The 18,505-nt window shown below is 73.6% G+C and carries 17 protein-coding genes; 12 read left to right on the forward strand and 5 right to left on the reverse strand.

Annotated elements, in window-relative coordinates:
* Nucleotides 1-163: 163 nt before the first annotated feature.
* From ACZ60J_RS27815 to ACZ60J_RS27825, 3 genes are all read left to right on the forward strand, one after another.
* Nucleotides 164-1,432, forward strand: coding sequence for an AAA family ATPase (locus ACZ60J_RS27815; RefSeq protein WP_469685947.1), 1,269 nt, complete (start codon nt 164-166; stop codon nt 1,430-1,432).
* Complete coding sequence (locus tag ACZ60J_RS27820) at nt 1,429-1,821, forward strand: nucleotide pyrophosphohydrolase (RefSeq protein WP_469685948.1); 393 nt, start codon at nt 1,429-1,431, stop codon at nt 1,819-1,821. Before ACZ60J_RS27815 ends, ACZ60J_RS27820 begins: the two co-directional genes overlap by 4 nt.
* Before the next feature lie 124 nt (nt 1,822-1,945).
* Nucleotides 1,946-2,431 (forward strand): DUF6099 family protein, encoded by a 486-nt coding sequence (locus ACZ60J_RS27825; RefSeq protein WP_469685949.1) that lies wholly within the window; start codon nt 1,946-1,948, stop codon nt 2,429-2,431.
* Nucleotides 2,432-2,480: 49 nt separating this feature from the next.
* Here the strand turns inward: ACZ60J_RS27825 and ACZ60J_RS27830 are convergent, their stop codons facing one another.
* Nucleotides 2,481-2,768, reverse strand: a complete 288-nt coding sequence (locus tag ACZ60J_RS27830) for a hypothetical protein (protein WP_469686183.1) — start codon at nt 2,766-2,768, stop codon at nt 2,481-2,483.
* 200 nt (nt 2,769-2,968) lie between these two features.
* On the opposite strand from ACZ60J_RS27830, the gene ACZ60J_RS27835 reads away from it, so the two are divergent.
* On the forward strand, nt 2,969-3,892 hold the full coding sequence (locus tag ACZ60J_RS27835; protein ID WP_469685950.1) for an LLM class F420-dependent oxidoreductase: 924 nt from the start codon (nt 2,969-2,971) through the stop codon (nt 3,890-3,892).
* 13 nt (nt 3,893-3,905) lie between these two features.
* Nucleotides 3,906-4,817, forward strand: a complete 912-nt coding sequence (gene mmuM / locus ACZ60J_RS27840) for a homocysteine S-methyltransferase (RefSeq protein ID WP_469685951.1) — start codon at nt 3,906-3,908, stop codon at nt 4,815-4,817.
* On the opposite strand, the gene ACZ60J_RS27845 is transcribed toward mmuM, so the two are convergent.
* Nucleotides 4,804-5,226, reverse strand: a complete 423-nt coding sequence (locus ACZ60J_RS27845; protein WP_469685952.1) for a hypothetical protein — start codon at nt 5,224-5,226, stop codon at nt 4,804-4,806. The genes mmuM and ACZ60J_RS27845 overlap by 14 nt on opposite strands.
* 365 nt (nt 5,227-5,591) lie before the next feature.
* On the opposite strand from ACZ60J_RS27845, the gene ACZ60J_RS27850 reads away from it, so the two are divergent.
* From ACZ60J_RS27850 to argF, 5 genes are all read left to right on the forward strand, one after another.
* Entirely contained in the window at nt 5,592-7,112 is a 1,521-nt protein-coding gene (locus ACZ60J_RS27850) for a 3' terminal RNA ribose 2'-O-methyltransferase Hen1 (protein WP_469685953.1), read from the forward strand.
* Nucleotides 7,109-9,703: a polynucleotide kinase-phosphatase gene (locus ACZ60J_RS27855; protein ID WP_469685954.1), complete on the forward strand. Its 2,595-nt coding sequence runs from the start codon at nt 7,109-7,111 to the stop codon at nt 9,701-9,703. The genes ACZ60J_RS27850 and ACZ60J_RS27855 overlap by 4 nt, the downstream gene beginning before the upstream one ends.
* A gap of 223 nt (nt 9,704-9,926) precedes the next feature.
* On the forward strand, nt 9,927-10,394 hold the full coding sequence (locus ACZ60J_RS27860; RefSeq protein WP_469685955.1) for a hypothetical protein: 468 nt from the start codon (nt 9,927-9,929) through the stop codon (nt 10,392-10,394).
* A 95-nt stretch (nt 10,395-10,489) separates the two neighbouring features.
* Complete coding sequence (locus ACZ60J_RS27865; protein WP_469685956.1) at nt 10,490-11,719, forward strand: arginine deiminase; 1,230 nt, start codon at nt 10,490-10,492, stop codon at nt 11,717-11,719.
* A gap of 142 nt (nt 11,720-11,861) precedes the next feature.
* Entirely contained in the window at nt 11,862-12,872 is a 1,011-nt protein-coding gene (argF, locus tag ACZ60J_RS27870) for an ornithine carbamoyltransferase (RefSeq protein WP_469685958.1), read from the forward strand.
* Between the two features lie 37 nt (nt 12,873-12,909).
* On the opposite strand, the gene ACZ60J_RS27875 is transcribed toward argF, so the two are convergent.
* Nucleotides 12,910-13,329 (reverse strand): ATP-binding protein, encoded by a 420-nt coding sequence (locus tag ACZ60J_RS27875; RefSeq protein ID WP_469685959.1) that lies wholly within the window; start codon nt 13,327-13,329, stop codon nt 12,910-12,912.
* Between the two features lie 255 nt (nt 13,330-13,584).
* Here ACZ60J_RS27875 and ACZ60J_RS27880 point away from each other — a divergent pair, with 255 nt between their 5' ends.
* Both ACZ60J_RS27880 and ACZ60J_RS27885 read left to right on the forward strand, forming a co-directional pair.
* Entirely contained in the window at nt 13,585-14,412 is an 828-nt protein-coding gene (locus ACZ60J_RS27880; RefSeq protein WP_469685961.1) for an enoyl-CoA hydratase family protein, read from the forward strand.
* A 4-nt stretch (nt 14,413-14,416) separates the two neighbouring features.
* On the forward strand, nt 14,417-16,786 hold the full coding sequence (locus tag ACZ60J_RS27885) for a bifunctional salicylyl-CoA 5-hydroxylase/oxidoreductase (protein ID WP_469685963.1): 2,370 nt from the start codon (nt 14,417-14,419) through the stop codon (nt 16,784-16,786).
* Between the two features lie 10 nt (nt 16,787-16,796).
* On the opposite strand, the gene ACZ60J_RS27890 is transcribed toward ACZ60J_RS27885, so the two are convergent.
* Both ACZ60J_RS27890 and ACZ60J_RS27895 read right to left on the reverse strand, forming a co-directional pair.
* A complete protein-coding gene (locus ACZ60J_RS27890; RefSeq protein WP_469685964.1) occupies nt 16,797-17,636 on the reverse strand; it encodes a GNAT family N-acetyltransferase in 840 nt (279 codons plus the stop codon).
* 56 nt (nt 17,637-17,692) lie between these two features.
* The gene (locus ACZ60J_RS27895) at nt 17,693-18,502 is read right to left on the reverse strand and encodes a PaaX family transcriptional regulator (RefSeq protein ID WP_469685965.1); all 810 of its coding nucleotides are present in this window, start codon (nt 18,500-18,502) and stop codon (nt 17,693-17,695) included.
* Nucleotides 18,503-18,505 lie beyond the last annotated feature (3 nt).

Consider the following 18,505-nt stretch of genomic DNA (forward strand, 5'->3'; position numbering starts at 1 on the left):
CGTGCCCTCGGCCGCGCCCGCCCCGGGTTCGGCCGCGCCTGCCGCCGTGGCGGTTTGCTCTGTCGATTCCGTTGCCTCCGCAGGGCCTGATGGCCCCTCGGCTACCGGGACGGCCGCCGCGCCCGGTGGTTCCGCCGTGCTCGCCGATCCGTCGGGGTTAGGCGTGAGCCGGTGCGCGGCTCCGGCCGGGGCCCGGGCCGCGGTCCCCGCCCGGGCCGTGGCTCCGGCCCGGGCCGTGGCTCCGGCCCGGGCTCCGGGCGCGGCCCCGGCGCGGGTTCCGGCCCAGGCTCCGCCCGCCGCGGGCGCCCCGCACCTGCGGCCGGCCGTGACCGAGCTGCGGCTCTCCGCCTACGGGGTGCACCGCGGGGCCCGGTTCGCGCTCGGGCCCGTCACCGTCTTCGCCGGGCCGAGCGGGAGCGGCAAGTCCCAGGTGCTGGAGGCCTACGGGGCGCTGGCCGCCCTGGGCGCCGGGGCCACCCTGGAGGAGGTGTTCCCCGATCCGCGGGCCCGGATCCCCGACCGTGCGACGCCCGACGCTGAGCGGCGGCGGGGGTTCAGGATCGGCTGCACGGTCGACGGCCCCGCCGGGCCGGTCCGGCTCGACCTCGCCGTCCAGGCGGAGCCCGCGCTGCGGATCGTCGGCGAACGGCTCTCGGTGGACGGGCAGATCCTCCTCGCCACCGCCCTGCGCGACCCCGGGCGGCGGTCCGTCCAGGCGGCCTGGCTGACCGGGGGATCCACCGGGGTCACCCGGGCCCCGCTGCCCGACGACCGGCTCGGGACCGCACTGCTCCCGCTGCGCGTGGCCGGGGCCACCGAGGGGCAGCGGCAGGTGCTGGCCGCCGCCGAACAAGTGGTGGTCGCGCTGCGCTCGGTGTTCCCCTGCGACCCCCGCCCGGAGCGGATGCGGGAGCCCGTCGCACCGGGGGAGGGGCGGCTGCTGGCCGACTGCGCCAACCTGGCCGACGTACTGCGCCGGACCCGCCTGGAGTGCGGCACCCGGTACGGGCTGCTCACCGAGGCCGCGCGGACCGGGTGTGCGGGGTGGGTGGCCGGACTGGACGTACGGGCTCCCGAGGGCGGCCCGGTCACCGGCCTGCTGGACCGGGGCCCGTCGAGGCCCGCCACCGAGCTGGCCCGGTTGGGCGCCGGTGAGCTGCGTTTCCTCGCGCTCGCGCTGGTGCTGCTGACCGGGCCCGGAGTCCTGGACGTGGATCCGGCGGCCGAAATGCCCTCCGCGCGGCAGGCGCTGGCCGTGCTCGCGGACGGCTTCGACCGGGACCTGGACGGCCGGCAGACCGCCGAACTGCTGCGGCTCGCCGTACTGGCCTGCGGGCGCGGGCAGGTCAGGCTGGCCGCCTCCGCGGGCGAAGCCTGCGCGACGGCCGCCCGGGGGGTCGCGGGGGTCTCGGTGGTAGACCTGGGTGCATGAGCGAAGAACGTGGAGCGACCGGGGAAGAGAAGGGGGCCGGCGAGCGGATCGACCGGCTCCAGCGGCGGCTGGCCGAGTTCGCGGCGGCGCGCGGATGGGAACCCTTCCACACGCCCAAGAACCTGGCGGTTGCGCTGAGCGTCGAGGCGTCCGAACTGGTGGAGATCTTCCAGTGGCTGACGCCCGAACAGTCCGCCGCGGTCATGGAGGAGCCGGAGACCGCGCACCGAGTGGCCGATGAGGTGGCGGACGTACTCGCCTACCTGCTGCAGTTCTGTGAGGTTCTCGGGGTCGATGTGCTGGATGCGCTGGCCGCGAAGATCGACCGGAACGAGCTGAGGTTCCCCGTCCCGGGTACTCCGGGGGTGGACCGTCACTCTTCGGAGTGATGGCGATATCCACAACCATCTTTGGTGTCCACAATTTCCGAATACCCCTGGCTTTACCGGCCCGTTGCCCTCACTCTGGGTAGTGGAGAGAACGGCAAGATGTCGTGCGGACGGGGGACGGCATATGGACGCGGTACGGCTCATCGCAGCCGGCCGGCACGCGCTGGCGCAGAGCGGGGCGGCTTGGGACATCGTGGGCGAGGCCTGGCAGGCGCAGGCCCTCGCGCAGGGCATCGGCAGTTGGCTGGCGGTCACCGGGCCGCCGGAGCTGAGATCGGAGGCACGGGGGCTGGGTGAAGCCGGGGGCAGAGGCTGCGGGGTGCTCGACCGGGCGGCTCTGCGCGGAGAGGGCTATGCGCCCGATCTGCCGCCCCGGGCAGCGCAGTTGACCGAGGTGACGGACGCCCGGCAGGCGCTGCTCGGGCTCCAGGCGCTGCTCGGCGAAGTGGGCATAGCGCTGGTCGGGGTGGCCTGCGGGACGGACGAAGAGGGTCTGTACTGGCAGTGCATAGAGTCGATAGACGCGGCCGACGAGTCGAGCGACCGCGTCCGGGCGATCCTGCGCCGGATGACCGTCCGGGAGCGTGGTTCCGCCTCCGGCGTGGCCTGAGGCGGGGTGCTTCGGTGGGGTCCCGTCGCGGGCGACGGGACCCGGGCGGTCAGGAGGAGCGGTAGGACGGGAGGTCTCCGGTCTCCGGGGTGCGGCCGTCCTGGTGCAGAGCAGTGCCGGGGCTGCGATCGGTGGAGGACTGGAGGTCGGCGTCGAGCTGCGAGAGATCGGCGTTCAGCGCCGCCATCAGCTCTTCCATCTGCTGCAGCAGGCCCTTCGGTGCGCCGCCCTGGGCGGGTACCGCGGACTCCTGGCGTGTGTGGTCGTGCGCTGCCTGTCCGGTCTGGCAGTCCTGACGGGATTGCCGGAGGGTCTCCGGCGCGGACTCCTGGGACATGGCGGCCTCCTCGGCCCTGGCCCTTCCGGGGCGGAAGGGGGCGGTGGACGCACCGGCGAAGGCCGCCGGCGCGCGGGCCGGGCGGTCCGGCTCCGTCCGAGCCAACGATCCCCATCCGGGCTGGTCACTGGCGCGGGCGGCGGGGACCGCGCGGTTGACGCAGATTCACCCGGCCGGGGTCGAAGGGGCAGGATGGAGCCATGGATCTCCGTATCTTCACCGAGCCCCAGCAGGGCGCGAGCTACGACACCCTCCTGAGCGTCGCCAAGGCCACCGAGGACCTCGGCTTCGACGCCTTCTTCCGCTCGGACCACTACCTGCGCATGGGTGCGGCCGACGGTCTGCCCGGTCCCACCGACGCCTGGATCACCCTGGCCGGCCTGGCCCGCGAGACCAAGCGGATCCGGCTGGGCACCCTGATGACGGCCGGCACCTTCCGGCTGCCCGGCGTGCTCGCCATCCAGGTCGCACAGGTGGACCAGATGTCGGGCGGCCGGATCGAACTCGGCCTGGGCGCAGGCTGGTTCGAGGAGGAGCACAAGGCGTACGGCATCCCCTTCCCGGCCGAGCGCCTCGCCCGGCTGGAGGAGCAGCTGGAGATCGTCACCGGCCTGTGGGCCACCGAGCCCGGCGCCACCTTCGACTTCGCGGGCGTCCACTACCAGGTGGAGAACTCCCCGGCGCTCCCCAAGCCGGCCCAGGACAGGATCCCGGTCCTGATCGGAGGCCACGGCGCGAAGCGCACCCCGCGCCTCGCCGCCCGGTACGCGGACGAGTTCAACATGCCGTTCGCCTCGATCTCGGACAGCGAGCGGCAGTTCGGCCGGGTCCGGGCGGCCCTCGAGGAGGCCGGCCGCAAGCCCGGCGACCTCGTCTACTCCAACGCGCTCGTCGTGTGCGTGGGCAAGGACGACGCCGAGGTGGCCCGACGGGCCGCCGCCATCGGCCGGGACGTGGCGGAACTCAAGGCCAACGGACTGGCCGGCTCCCCGGCCGAGGTGGTGGACCGGATCGGAGCCTACGCGGCGGTTGGCTCCTCCCGCCTCTACCTCCAGGTGCTCGACCTCGCCGATCTGGACCACCTGGAGCTGATCTCCTCCCGGGTCCAGTCCCAGCTCGGCTGACGAGGAGACCACCGTGCCCCGCGCATCCCGGCCGCTCGCCGAGGCCCTGACCGGCCCCGGCGGGCGGACCGTGCTCCTGGACGGCGGGCTGAGCAACCAGCTCGCCGACCAGGGCTGCGACCTGTCCGGCGGCCTGTGGACGGGCCGGGTCCTCGCCGAGCGGCCGGAGCAGGTGACGGCCGCCCACACCGCCTACGCCCGGGCCGGCGCCGAGGTGCTGATCACCGCGAGCTACCAGGTGGGGTACGCCGCCTTCGCCCGTCGCGGTTACGGCCCGGAGCGCACCACCGCCCTGCTGCGGCGCAGCGTACGGCTGGCCGGCGAGGCGGCCCGGGACGCGGAGCACCGGGTGTGGGTCGCCGCCTCCGTGGGCCCGTACGGGGCGGTGCTGGCGGACGGCTCCGAGTACCGCGGCCGGTACGGCCTGAGCGTGCGGGAGCTGGCCGACTTCCACCGGCCCCGGATCGCGGCGCTGCTGGCCGAGGGCCCCGACCTGCTGGCCCTGGAGACCGTCCCGGACGCCACCGAGGCCGAAGCCCTGCTCACCGTGCTCGCGGAGAGCGGAGCCCGCGCCTGGCTGAGCTACACGGTGGCGGACGGCCGCACCCGGGCCGGGCAGCCCCTGGCCGAGGCCTTCGCCCTCGCCGCCGGGTCCCCGCAGGTCATCGCCGTCGGCGTGAACTGCTGCGACCCGGTGGAGGTCCTCCCCGCCCTCGAAGCGGCCGCCGCAGTCACCGCGAAACCCCTGCTGGCCTATCCCAACGACGGCTCGGTCTGGGAGCCCGCCACCGCCACCTGGCGGGCCCCGGCCACCCCCGTCCCCTGGCCCACGGCCGCCTGGCGGCGCACCGGAGCCCGCCTCATCGGCGGCTGCTGCCGCATCGGCCCCGACCGCATCGCGGAACTGGCCGCTACGCTCCGCTGAGGTCCCAGCGCACACGCGGAGATCCGCCGCCCGAGGCCACGAGCCTCTCCATCTCCGCCTCCACGGCGGCCAGTTCCTTCGGACGCTCCGTCAGGAGCAGCTGCTCGCGGTAGTGCACCAGGGCGGTGAGCAGCAGTTGGGTCTCCTCGGGTTCCAGCGCGCACATCCGGCGCGCGGCGGCGACGGACTCGGCGCGCAGGGCGAGCGCTATCCCGGGCCGGTGGGCGAACTCCTGACGGCTGTACGCGAACAACGCGCCGGCCAGAAGCGGCAGATAGGCCAACGGACTCACCTGGACGAGGACGCGATAGGCGGCCACCCGCTCCCGGACGGGCAGCGTGCCCGATCCGAGGAGCGCCACCCGGGCTCGCAGCACGGCGTCGTGATTGATGTTCTCCGTGGGATTCATGAGGGAGATCCTGCGTTCCGCACAGGCCCCCGGACAAGGCTGATCGGCTGTGCCGTCCGTCCTACGAAAACCGCCTCTGACCTGTCATGATGGATACGTCATCACCCATCTCCCCCTCGTAGGGATGCCTCGCGCGGCGAAGCCGCTTGCGGAGCCACGGGGCTCGAACTGCCGCTGACGGCACGACGACGGCGAGTACCACGGCATCGCGGCCCTCTCGCCGGACGGCCTGCGCCTTGCCGTTCGGGCGGTCACGGACGCCGGCCGACCACCACCCGGCCGCACCCGGCCGCCCGTGTCCCGGCAGTCGGCGCCGCGGGAAAATGGGGCGCGAGTGACACCGCTGACCAGCAACAATCGCTCGCATGTTCCTGACGATCTCCACGACCGGCACGGCCGAGCGTCCCGCCACCGACCTGGGCTTCCTGCTGCACAAGCACCCCGGCAGAACGCAGGCGTTCTCCACCTCCCACGGCACCGCCCACGTCTTCTACCCCGAAGCCACGGACGAGCGGTGCACGGCGGGTCTGCTGCTGGAAGTGGACCCCGTCGCGCTCGTGCGGCGCGGTCAGGGCAAGGGGCAGGGCGGCACGCCGGACGCCGCGCTCGCGCAGTACGTCAACGACCGCCCGTACGCCGCCTCCTCGCTGCTGGCCGTCGCCCTGAGCGGGGTGTTCCGCAGCGCACTGAAGGGGCAGTGCACGGCCCGCCCCGAGCTGCCCGACGCGGTGCGCCCGCTGCGCATCGAGATCCCGGTGCTGCCCGCCCGGGGCGGCGCCGAGCTCGTGCGCCGGCTGTTCGGCCCGCTCGGCTGGGAGTCGGTGACCGCCACCCCCGTCGCGCTCGACGAGACCTTCCCGGAGTGGGGCGACTCCCGGTACGTACGCCTCGTCCTGGAGGGTGAGCTGCGGCTTTCCGACGCGCTGCGCGGCCTGTACGTCCTGCTGCCCGTCCTCGACGACTCCAAGCACTACTGGATCGCCCCCGACGAGGTGGACAAGCTGCTGCGCGCCGGAGACGGCTGGCTCGCCGAACACCCGGAGAGCGGGCTGATCACCTCCCGCTACCTCGCCCGCCACAAGCGGCTGACCCAGGACGCCCTGGCACGACTGGAACTGGTCCGGCTCGCCGAGGCCGACGGCAGCGAGGTGGAGGAGCTCGACAACGCGGTCGACGAGGCGAGCGACACGGAGGAACGGCCCGTACCGCTCGCCGTGCTGCGCCGCGAGGCGATCCTCGCCGCGCTGGGAGCAGCGGGTGCGGCCCGCGTCCTCGATCTGGGCTGCGGCCAGGGCCAGTTGCTGCAGGCGCTGCTCAAGGACCCGGCGTACACCGAGATCGTCGGCGTGGACGTGTCCGTCCGGGCGCTGAACATCGCCGCGAAGCGGCTGCGGCTGGAGCGGATGGGGGAGCGGCAGAGCTCCCGCGTCCGCCTGACGCAGGGCTCGCTCGCGTACACCGACAAGCGGCTCGTGGGTTACGACGCGGCCGTGCTCAGCGAGGTCATCGAGCACCTGGACCTCGAACGGCTGCCCGCTCTGGAGTACGCGGTGTTCGGCTCGGCGCGCCCCCGCACGGTCCTGGTGACCACGCCGAACGTCGAGTACAACGTCCGCTGGGAGACCCTGCCCGCCGGGCACGTCCGGCACGGCGACCACCGCTTCGAGTGGAACCGCGCGGAGTTCCGGGCCTGGGCCGGGGACGTCGCCTCCCGGCACGGCTACTCCGTCGCTTACCTGCCCGTCGGGGACGACGACCCCGAGGTGGGACCGCCGACCCAGATGGCCGTCTTCACCCTGAACACCGCCACCACCAGCACCGATACCACCCCCGACACCACTGCCACCCCCGGCACCGACATCCCGAAGGAGGGCGAGGCGGCATGACCACCGACATCACCGACACCACCGACACCCCGGCCGCGGGCGATGCGACCGCCGGCCGCAAGCGCGTGCTTCCCGTCACCGACCTGTCCCTCGTCGTCCTGATCGGCGCCACCGGTTCGGGCAAGTCCACCTTCGCCCGGACCCACTTCAAGCCCACCGAGGTCATCTCCTCCGACTACTGCCGGGGCCTGGTCGCCGACGACGAGAACGACCAGAGCGCCAGCAAGGACGCCTTCGAGGTCCTGCACTACATCGCGGGCAAGCGGCTCGCCGCCGGCCGGCTCACCGTGGTCGACGCCACCAGCGTCCAGGCCGAGTCCCGCCGGCAGCTGGTCCAGCTGGCCCGTGAGTACGACGTCCTGCCCATCGCGATCGTCCTCGACCTGCCCGAGGAGGTGTGCGCCGAGCGCAACGCGGCCCGCCCCGAGCGGGCGAAGCTGCCGCGCGCCGTCATCCAGCGCCACCGCCGCGACCTGCGGCGTTCGCTGCGCGGGCTGGAACGCGAGGGCTTCCGCAAGGTGCACGTGCTGCGCACGCCCGAGGAGGTGGAGTCGGCCGAGGTGGTCCTGGAGAAGCGCTTCAACGACCTCACCCACCTCACCGGCCCCTTCGACATCATCGGCGACATCCACGGCTGTGCCTCCGAGCTGGAGACCCTGCTCGGCGAGCTCGGCTACCGGGACGGCGCCCACCCCGAGGGCCGCACCGCCGTGTTCGTCGGCGACCTCGTCGACCGCGGCCCGGACAGCCCGGGCGTGCTGCGCCGCGTGATGGGCATGGTCGGCTCCGGCAACGCCCTGTGCGTGCCCGGGAACCACGAGAACAAGCTCGGCCGCTACCTCAAGGGCTCCAAGGTCCAGCTGACCCACGGCCTCGCCGAGACCGTGGAGCAGCTCGCCGCGGAGCCGCCGGAGTTCGTCGAGGAGGTCCGCACCTTCATCCGGGGCCTGGTCAGCCACTACGTCCTCGACGGCGGCCGGCTCGTGGTGTGTCACGCCGGGCTGCCCGAGAAATACCACGGCCGCACCTCCGGCCGGGTGCGTTCGCACGCCCTGTACGGGGAGACCACGGGCGAGACCGACGAGTTCGGGCTGCCCGTGCGCTACCCGTGGGCCGAGGACTACCGGGGCAAGGCCGCCGTGGTCTACGGACACACCCCGGTCCCGAACACCGCCTGGATCAACAACACCATCTGCCTCGATACCGGAGCCGTCTTCGGCGGGAGGATGACCGCGCTGCGCTGGCCCGAGCGCGAACTGGTCGACGTACCGGCCGAGAAGGTCTGGTACGAGCCGGTCAAGCCTCTCGTCACCGAGGTGCCCGGCGGCCACGATGGCCGTCCCCTCGACCTCGCCGACGTCCAGGGCCGCCGGATCGTCGAGACCCGGCACCTGGGCAACGTCACCGTCCGCGAGGAGAACGCGGCCGCCGCCCTGGAGGTGATGAGCCGCTTCGCCGTGGACCCGCGCCTGGTGCCGTACCTGCCGCCGACCATGGCCCCGACCGCCACCTCGCACGAGGAAGGGCACTTGGAGCACCCCGCCGAAGCCTTCGCGCAGTACCGCAAGGACGGCGTCGCCCAGGTCGTCTGCGAGGAGAAGCACATGGGCTCCCGGGCCACCGTGCTGCTCTGCAAGGACGCCGGCACGGCCCGCGAGCGGTTCGGGGTCGACGGCCCCACCGGCTCCGTGTACACCCGCACCGGACGGCCCTTCTTCAAGGACCCCGAGGTCACCGAGGAGGTCCTCGCCCGGCTGCGGGCGGCCGTCACCGACGCCGGACTGTGGGAGGAGCTCGACACGGACTGGCTGCTCCTCGACGGCGAACTGCTGCCCTGGTCGCTGAAGTCCGGCGGCCTGCTGCGCAACCAGTACGCTGCCGTGGGCGCGGCCTCCCGCGCCGTCTTCCCGGACGCCCTCGCCGCCCTGGAGGCGGCCGCGGCCCGGGGCGTCGACACCGGGGAGCTCCTGGAGCGCCAGCGCGGGCGGGCCGCGGACGCGGCCGGGTTCACCGAGGCGTACCGGCGCTACTGCTGGAGCACCGACGGGCTGGACGGCGTACGGTTCGCCCCGTTCCAGCTGCTGGCGGCGGCCGGGCGCTCGCTGGCGGCCGTGCCCCACGACGAGCAGCTGTTCTGGCTGGACCGGCTCGTCGCCGCCGACGAGGCCGCCGGGACCGGACTGCTGCGGCGCACCGGCCGGATCCTGGTGGACACCGCCGACGAGGCCTCGGTACGGGCGGCCACCGACTGGTGGCTGGAGCTGACGGCCGCCGGCGGCGAGGGCATGGTCGTCAAACCGCTCCAGGCGTACGCCAGGGACGGCAAGGGCCGGCTCGTGCAGCCGGGGGTGAAGGTGCGCGGGCGCGAGTACCTGCGGATCATCTACGGTCCCGAGTACACGCGTCCGGACCACCTGGATCGGCTGCGCGGGCGCCACCTCGGGCACAAGCGCTCGCTCGCCCTGCGCGAGTACGCGCTCGGTCTGGAGGCCCTGGACCGGCTGGCGGCCGGGGAGCCGCTGTGGCGGGTCCACGAGGCGGTCTTCGCCGTCCTCGCGCTGGAGTCGGAGCCGGTGGACCCGCGGCTCTGAAGCCGCCCTCCGGGTGCCGGATGCGTCGAGGCGTCGAGGCGTCGAGGCGTCAAGGGAAGTCCCCCGTACGGCCGCTCGTTAGGTCGTATGGGGGAACTTTCGCGGAGAACTCCGGGAAAACCACCGGCGGGATCGTTCATCCAGGGCAGCGGAATGTCCGCGACCCTGGAAGGACGGAACGTCACCTATGAAGATGACCGCGCGCGGAAGCATTGCGGCACTCATGACCTGTATGGCCGCGGCAGGCGCGGCCACCCCGGCCATGGCCGACGCGGTGCCGGTGGGAGTCCCCCTGGACGCGGTGCGGACCACGCTCGGCGTGGACGTCCCGCACCTGGCCACCGGAGTGCCGGTGCCGGTGGTCGGAGCGCCCGAGGCGCCCCGGTTCCACAAGGGCGACATGCTGCCGACCCCGCTGCTGCCGGCGGTGCCGATCGGCACCGAGCTCGGGGACACCCTCCTCACCTCCCCGGTGCCGAACCTGGCCGGCAAGCCCGAGACGGACGGCGAGGGCTCGCTGGACGCACCCGCGACCACCGTGCGCACCCGTACCCCGGGACTGCTCGTCGGCTCCCCGCTGACCATGCCCGACGGGTCCAACTACGGGCTGCCGAACGTGACCGCCCCCGCGCTGGGCGTCGTCGCCCCGGACCTCACCGGCACCCCGGAAGCCCTGCTCGGGCTGCGCTGAACCGGCGGGCCCCGGACCGCCGCCGGATCCGGCGGTCCGAACCCGCTGAGCCGACGCCACGTCAAAAAGCCGCCCGGTCTGCGAACGTGTACGGCATGGGATTCCATGTCGATTCCGAGACCGGGCGGCTTCGCCGCGTCATCCTCCACCGGCCCGACCTGGAGCTGAAGAGGCTCACGCCGAGCAACAAGGACGCGCTGCTCTTCGACGACGTGCTCTGGGTGCGCCGGGCCCGCCAGGAGCACGACGGCTTCGCCGACATCCTGCGCGACCGCGGAGTGGAGGTCCACCTCTTCGGCGACCTGCTGGTGGAGGCCCTGGACATCCCCGAGGCGAGACACCTCGTCCTGGACCGGGTCTTCGACGAGAAGGAGTACGGTCCGCTCGCCGCCGACCACCTGCGGGCGGTCTTCGACGGACTCCCCTCGGGGGACCTGGCCGAGGCGCTGATCGGCGGGATGACCAAGCGGGAGTTCCTGGCGCGGCACGCGGAGCCGGTGTCGGTCCGCTTCCACGCCCTGGACCTCGACGGCTTCCTGCTGGGGCCGCTGCCCAACCACCTCTTCACCCGGGACACGTCCGCCTGGATCTACGACGGGGTGTCCATCAACGCGATGCGCTGGCCGGCCCGGCAGCGCGAGACCGTGCACTTCGAGGCCATCTACAGGCACCACCCGCTCTTCACCGGCTCCGGGCCCTTCCACACCTGGTCGCAGGGGCAGGCCGACTACCCCTCGACCATCGAGGGCGGCGACGTCCTGGTGATCGGCAACGGCGCCGTGCTGATCGGCATGAGCGAGCGGACCACGCCGCAGGCGGTGGAGATGCTGGCGCGCGGGCTGTTCGCCGCCGGGTCGGCGACGACGATCGTGGCGCTGGACATGCCCAAGCGGCGTGCGTTCATGCACCTGGACACGGTGATGACGATGGTCGACGCGGACACGTTCACGCAGTACGCGGGCCTGGGCATGCTGCGCTCCTACACGATCGAGCCCGGCGGCGGGCCGAGCGAGCTGAAGGTGACCGACCATCCGCCGGAGCACATGCACCGGGCCATCGCCGCCGCCCTGGGGCTGGACGCGATCCGGGTGCTCACGGCGACCCAGGACGTGCACGCCGCCGAGCGCGAGCAGTGGGACGACGGCTGCAACGTGCTGGCCGTGGAGCCGGGCGTGGTCGTCGCGTACGAGCGGAACGTCACGACCAACACCCACCTGCGCAAGCAGGGCATCGAGGTGATCGAGATCCCGGGCAGCGAGCTGGGGCGGGGGCGGGGCGGGCCGCGCTGCATGAGCTGCCCGGTGGAGCGGGACGCGGTGGCCTAGAGGGGGCTTGGAGGGGGCCTGGACGGGGCGTGGGCGGGGCGGGGGACGCCGGAGTCGGTCCGCATGCGAGGGTCTGTATATCAATACAGTCCGTCGTATAGACTTCCAGCATCCCCTGTCACCGTGACTCTGGAGCGCCCCCATGGCCACCGATCTTGTCGGCCGCAGTTTCCTCAAGGAGCTCGACTTCACCGCCGCCGAGTTCCGCGGCCTGGTCGAGCTCGCCGCCGAACTCAAGGCGGCCAAGAAGGCCGGGACCGAGGAGCGCCGCCTCCAGGGCAAGAACATCGCCCTGATCTTCGAGAAGACCTCCACGCGCACCCGTTGCGCCTTCGAGGTCGCCGCCGCCGACCAGGGCGCCCACACCACGTACCTCGACCCCTCCGGCTCCCAGATGGGGCACAAGGAATCGGTCAAGGACACGGCGCGGGTGCTGGGCCGGATGTTCGACGGCATCCAGTACCGCGGTGACGCGCAGGACGCCGTCGAGCAGCTCGCCGCACACGCCGGCGTGCCCGTCTTCAACGGCCTCACCGACGACTGGCACCCCACCCAGATGCTGGCCGACGTGCTCACGATGACCGAGCACTGCACCAAGCCGCTGGAGCGGATCGCCTTCGCCTACCTCGGCGACGCCCGCTTCAACATGGGCAACTCGTACCTGGTGACCGGCGCGCTGCTGGGCATGGACGTACGGATCGTGGCGCCGGAGCAGTACTGGCCGGCCGCGCCCGTGGTGGCCGCGGCGCGCGAGCTGGCGGCCGCCAGCGGCGCCCGGATCACCCTCACCGAGGACCTCGCGGAGGGCGTCGGGCAGGCCGATTTCGTGGTCACCGACATCTGGGTGTCCATGGGGGAGCCCAAGGAGGTCTGGGACGAGCGGATCGCGGCGCTGAGCCCGTACGCCGTCACCATGGACGTGCTGCGCGCCACCGGGAACCCGGACGTGAAGTTCATGCACTGCCTGCCGGCGTTCCACGATCTCGGCACCAAGGTGTCCCGGGAGATCCACGAGCGGCACGGGCTGGAGTCGCTGGAGGTGACGGACGAGGTGTTCGAGTCCGGGCACTCCGTCGTCTTCGACGAAGCGGAGAACCGGCTGCACACCATCAAGGCCGTTCTCGTCGCGACCCTCGGGAAGCCGGCCGCATAGTCATGCGCCGGGGTGGGGGTGCCGGGGCCCAGGCGCCCTAGAGGGCCGCCCGGGACGGCAGGGTGAACCACACGGCCTTGCCGTGCGGGGTGGCGCGGTGCCCGCAGGCCGAGCTCAGGGTCCGGATCAGCAGCAGGCCGCGGCCGTGCTCCTGCCAGGGGTCGGGATGGGCCTCGCCCGGGCCGGGGGCGGTCAGGTCGGCGGGGGGCTGCGGATCCCCGTCGTGGACCTCGACCTGGCAGCCGTTCGCCAGCAGTTCCACGACGAGCTCGATGGGGGCGTCGCCGGGGGTGTGCTCCACGGCGTTGGCGACCAGTTCGGCGGTGAGCAGTTCGGCGGTGTCGCTGTCGGCGGGTGCGTCGATGTCGGCGAGGGCCGTACGGACCAGGGCGCGGGCGATGGGTACGGCCGCCGTCGTGTGCGGCAGGGCTATCCGCCAGGCGGAGGCGTCGGGCAAGGCGGGATCGTCCGTTCCGTGGGGTCGAAGGGGTGTGGTGGGCGGTGTGGGCGTAGGGAGTACGCCGGGGGAAATCCTGCTTTCAACGATACGAAGTGGAAATGTCCTGCCGTAGGGCACCCCGACGTGACCGCAAGGGACGTCGGGCACACCGGCTCGGGCCTTTCGGTTCGTGTGGGGTCCCCGCCGGGGCACGGACCCACAGTTATCGCGCTTCCCTGACGACGGTCATGGACCGGTGATACCTTCGGGAGGGTGAGTCCCTTCCTCGGTTCCACGCCCGCGACCGAACGCTGGAACCACCTCCGGGTGGACCGGCGGGACGGAGTCGCCACCGTCACCCTCGACCGCCCCGAGAAGCTCAACGCGCTCACCTTCGGGGCCTACGCCGACCTGCGCGACCTGCTCGCCGAACTGTCCCGGGAGCGCTCCGTACGCGCCCTCGTGCTCGGCGGCGAAGGGCGCGGCTTCTGCTCCGGAGGCGACGTCGAGGAGATCATCGGCGCCACCCTCGCGATGGACACGGCCCAGCTCCTCGACTTCAACCGGATGACCGGACAGGTCGTGCGCGCCCTGCGCGAATGCCCCTTCCCGGTCATCGCCGCCGTCCACGGGGTCGCCGCCGGCGCCGGGGCCGTCATCGCGCTCGCCGCGGACTTCCGCATCGCCGACCCCACCGCCCGCTTCGCCTTCCTCTTCACCCGGGTCGGCCTCTCCGGCGGCGACATGGGCGCCGCGTACCTGCTGCCCCGCGTCGTCGGACTCGGGCACGCCACCCGGCTGCTGATGCTGGGGGAGCAGGTCAGGGCGCCCGAGGCCGAGCGGATCGGGCTGCTCAGCGAGATCACCGAGGAGGGCAAGGCCTCCGTCCGGGCGGCGGAGCTCGCCGCGCACCTCGCCGCCGGTCCGGCCCTCGCGTACGCGCAGACCAAGGCGCTGCTCACCGCAGAGCTGGACATGCCGCTCGCCGCCTCGGTGGAACTCGACGCGAACACCCAGGCCCTGCTGATGAACGGAGAGGACTACCGGGAGTTCCACGCGGCCTTCACCGGGAAGCGGCCGCCCCAGTGGAAGGGCAGGTAGTGCGATGAGCACCGGCGCGATGGGAACCGGCCGGGAGAGCGCCACGCGGTGGACCACTCAGCGGACCGCCCCGCGGACCGCCCTGCGGGTCGCCGTCGTCGGCGGGGGCCCGGGCGGGCTGTACGCCGCCGCGCTGCTCGCCCGGCAGGGGCACGCGGTGGAGGTGTGGGAGAAGAACGCCCCCGACGACACCTTCGGCTTCGGGGTGGTCCTCTCCGACGAGACGCTCGGCGGGATCGAAGCGGCCGACGCCGTGGTCTACGCGGCCCTCGGCGCCGAGTTCGTCCGCTGGGACGACATCGACATCGTGCACCGGGGCCGCCTGCTGACCTCCGGCGGCCACGGGTTCGCCGCGCTCGGGCGGCGCCGGCTCCTGGAGATCCTGCACGAGCGCTGCGCGGGCCTCGGGGTCCGGCTCCGCTTCCGCACCCCGGCGCCCGGGCCGCAGGCGCTCGCAGCCTCGTACGACCTGGTCGTCGCGGCCGACGGGGTGCACAGCCGGACCCGGGAGGCCGCGGCGGAGCACTACGGGCCCACGCTGACGGGCGGGCGGTGCCGGTACATCTGGCTGGCCGCCGACTTCCCCTTCGAGGCCTTCCGCTTCGAGATCGCGGAGACCGAGCACGGGGTGATGCAACTGCACGCCTACCCGTACTCGGCCGACTCCTCCACCGTGATCGTCGAGATGCGCGAGGAGGTCTGGCACCGGGCCGGCTTCGACCTCTGCGACGAGGCGGAATCGGCGGCGCGCTGCGCGAAGATCTTCGGCGAGGCGCTCCGGGGACGGCCGCTGCGCGGGAACGGCTCCACGTGGACGCAGTTCCGTACCGTGGTCAACGCCCGCTGGTCGCACGGCAACACGGTGCTCATCGGCGACGCCGCGCACACCGCGCACTTCTCGATCGGCTCCGGCACCAAACTGGCGGTGGAGGACGCGCTCGCACTGGCCCGGGCGGTGGAGGCCGAGCCGGACGTCCCGGCCGCACTGGCCGCCTACGAGGCCGCACGCCGGCCGGCCGTGGCGTCCACCCAGCGGGCGGCGGCCGCGAGCATGCGGTGGTTCGAGGAGCTCGCCGGCTACGTGGAGCAGCCCGCCCGGCAGTTCGCCTTCAACCTCCTCACCCGCAGCCTGCGGGTCACCCACGGCAATCTGGCGCTGCGCGATCCGCGCTTCACCCGGGCGGTGGAGCGGGACTTCGGCTGCCCGCAGGGCGCCGGCGAAGGCCCGGGCGAAGCGGGAACCCCGCCGATGTTCACCCCGTTCACCCTGCGGGGCCTGACCCTGCGCAACCGGGTCGTGGTCTCCCCGATGGACATGTACTCGGCTTCGGCTCCGGGCGCGGACGGCGACGGCGGCGACGGCGACGGTGTGCCGGGCGACTTCCACCTGGTGCACCTCGGTGCGCGGGCGCTGGGCGGGGCCGCCCTGGTGATGACCGAGATGGTCTGCGTCAGCCCCGAGGGCCGGATCACCCCGGGCTGCACGGGCCTCTACACCGCCGCCCAGGCGGCCGCCTGGGCGCGGATCGCCGACTTCGTGCACACCTCGGCGCCCGGCACCGCGCTGGGCGTCCAGCTGGGCCACTCGGGCCGCAAGGGATCGACCCGGGTGATGTGGGAGGGCATGGACGCCCCGCTCCCCGAGGGGAACTGGCCCCTGGTGGCGGCCTCCGCCCTGCCCTACCGCCCCGGAGTCTCGGCCGTGCCCCGGGCTCTGAGCACCGCGGACCTCGGCGCCGTCCGGTCCGACTTCGCGGCCGCCGCCGTCCGGGCCGCCGACAGCGGCTTCGACCTGCTGGAACTGCACTGCGCGCACGGCTACCTGCTGTCGGGCTTCCTCTCCCCGCTGACCAACCACCGCACCGACGCCTACGGCGGCCCGCTGGAGAACCGGCTCCGCTTCCCGCTGGAGGTGTTCGACGCCGTCCGTGCGGTGTGGCCCGCGGACCGGCCCATGACGGTCCGCCTCTCGGCCACCGACTGGGCGCCGGGCGGCACCTCGCCCGAGGAGGCGGTGGCCATCGCCCGAGCCTTCGCGGAGCACGGAGCCGACGCGATCGACGTCTCCACGGGACAGGTGGTGGCGGAGGAGACCCCCGAGTACGGGCGTGCGTACCAGACCCCGTACGCCGACCGGATCCGCAACGCCCTGAACGTCCCGGTGATCGCGGTGGGCGCGATCTCCTCCTGGGACGACGTCAACTCCCTGCTGCTGGCGGGCCGGGCGGACCTCTGCGCGCTCGGCCGCCCCCACCTCTACGACCCGCACTGGACCCTGCACGCGGCCGCCGACCAGTCCTACACCGGCCCGGCCGCACCCTGGCCCGCCCCCTACCTCGCGGGTAGCCGGAAGCCGCCCACGGGGCGTGGGTAGCGGGTAGCGGTCACGTCAGTGCCAGCTCCACCCGGTCCTCGACCGGGGTGTAGCCCAGGCGCTGGTAGACGCGGTTGCTGGTGGGGTTGGCCAGGTCGGTGAAGAGCAGCACCTCCGAGGCCCCGGCCGCGTGCGCCGCCTCGGTCGCGGCGTACGTCACCCCGGCCGCATAGCCCCGGCCCCGCAGCTCCGGCGGGGTGTAGACCGGGCCGATCCGGGTCACCGCGTCGATCGGGCGGAAGAACCCGGCCAGCGAGACCGGGATCCCGGCGTCCTCCCAGAGCAGCATGCCCCCGTACGAGAGCCGGTCGCGCAGGGCCGCCTCCGAGGCGGCCCCGCCCTCGCCGGACTCCTGCTTGAAGGCGGTGACCCACTCCAGGAGCAGCGGGAGGTCGGCCGCCGCGGCCGGCCGGGCCCGCCCGGCCGGGGCGGGGTCGGGGGCGATGAGGCCGGCGAGCCGGTAGAGGCGGTTCTCCTCCACGACCTCGTTCGGCTTCCCCCAGGAGGCGGCCAGCGCCCGTGCGTCCTCGCGGCGGGCGTTGAGCGCGTCGACCCCGGCGAGGAGCGGCTCGGAGGTGAGGGCGGCCCCCAGCTCCCGGACGGCCTCGGCGGGCAGCGTGCCGATCAGCAGCGGGTGCGGCGGGCACTGGACGACGGCGCCCGCGACCAGTCCGTCGGGCCGGGTCCACCAGCCGAAGAGGGGCGGCTCGGATCCGAAGGCGTCCAGGCCCTGCCGCTCCAGCGCGTCGACGACCGTGACCATCTGGGTGTGGGACACGGGCTCGGCGGCCACGGCGGGACGCGCGGCGGCCGCCCAGGCCGCCAGATCAGGGGTGAAGGTCCACGTCATGGCACATGATCACCCGTGCCGGGCGGGTGGTGCAGCCCCTTTTCGGGCTGCCGGGCTCACAGGTCCACGAAGCCGGCCCCGAGGTCCCGCAGCCGCTCGTGGAGCTCCGCGAAGACCGCCGCCGAGCGGTCCCCCGGCCAGTCCGCCGGGAGCAGGGCGCGCGGCAGGCCCGGGTCCGCGTACGGGAGCCGGCGCCAGGTGTCCAGGGCGAGCAGGTAGCCGCGGTAGGCGGCCTCCGGGGTGGGGTCGGCCGTGCCCGTCTGCAGGGCGCGCAGGGCGGGCTCGTGGAGGTCGAGGAACTCCTCGTGCTGCTTGGCCAGCGCCGCCAGGTCCCACCAGCGGGAGACCGACTCCGCCGTCGGGGCGAATCCCAGGTGGGCGCCCCGGAAGAGCTCCACGTACGGGGTCAGGTGCAGCCGTTCCAGGGTGTGCCGGGTCTCCCCGTCCCACTGCGCCGGGGCGATCCACACGCCGGGCGCCACCGCGCCGAAGCCGAGCCCGGCCAGCCGGGAGCGCAGCAGGTGCCGCTTCGCCCGCTCCTGCTCCGGGACGGAGAAGACGGCCAGCAGCCACTCCTGGGACTCGGGCGGGCGGGTGGTCGCGTAGATCCGGCGGTCCCCGTCCTCCAGGAGCCGGCGCGCCTCCGCGGAGAGCTCGTACCCCGCCGCCCGGTCCCCGGTGCGGGCGGGCAGCAGGAAGCCGCGCCGCTTCAGCCGGGACACCGACGAGCGGACGGACGGCGCGTCCACGCCGGCCGCGCCCAGCAGGCGCACCAGCGCGGACACCGGGACCGGGCCCGGGAAGGCCCGCCCGTAGGCGCCGTAGAACGTGACGATCAGGGATCGCGGAGTGTGCTGCTCGACCACGGC

This window comes from Streptomyces sp. NPDC104226 (assembly GCF_055584085.1).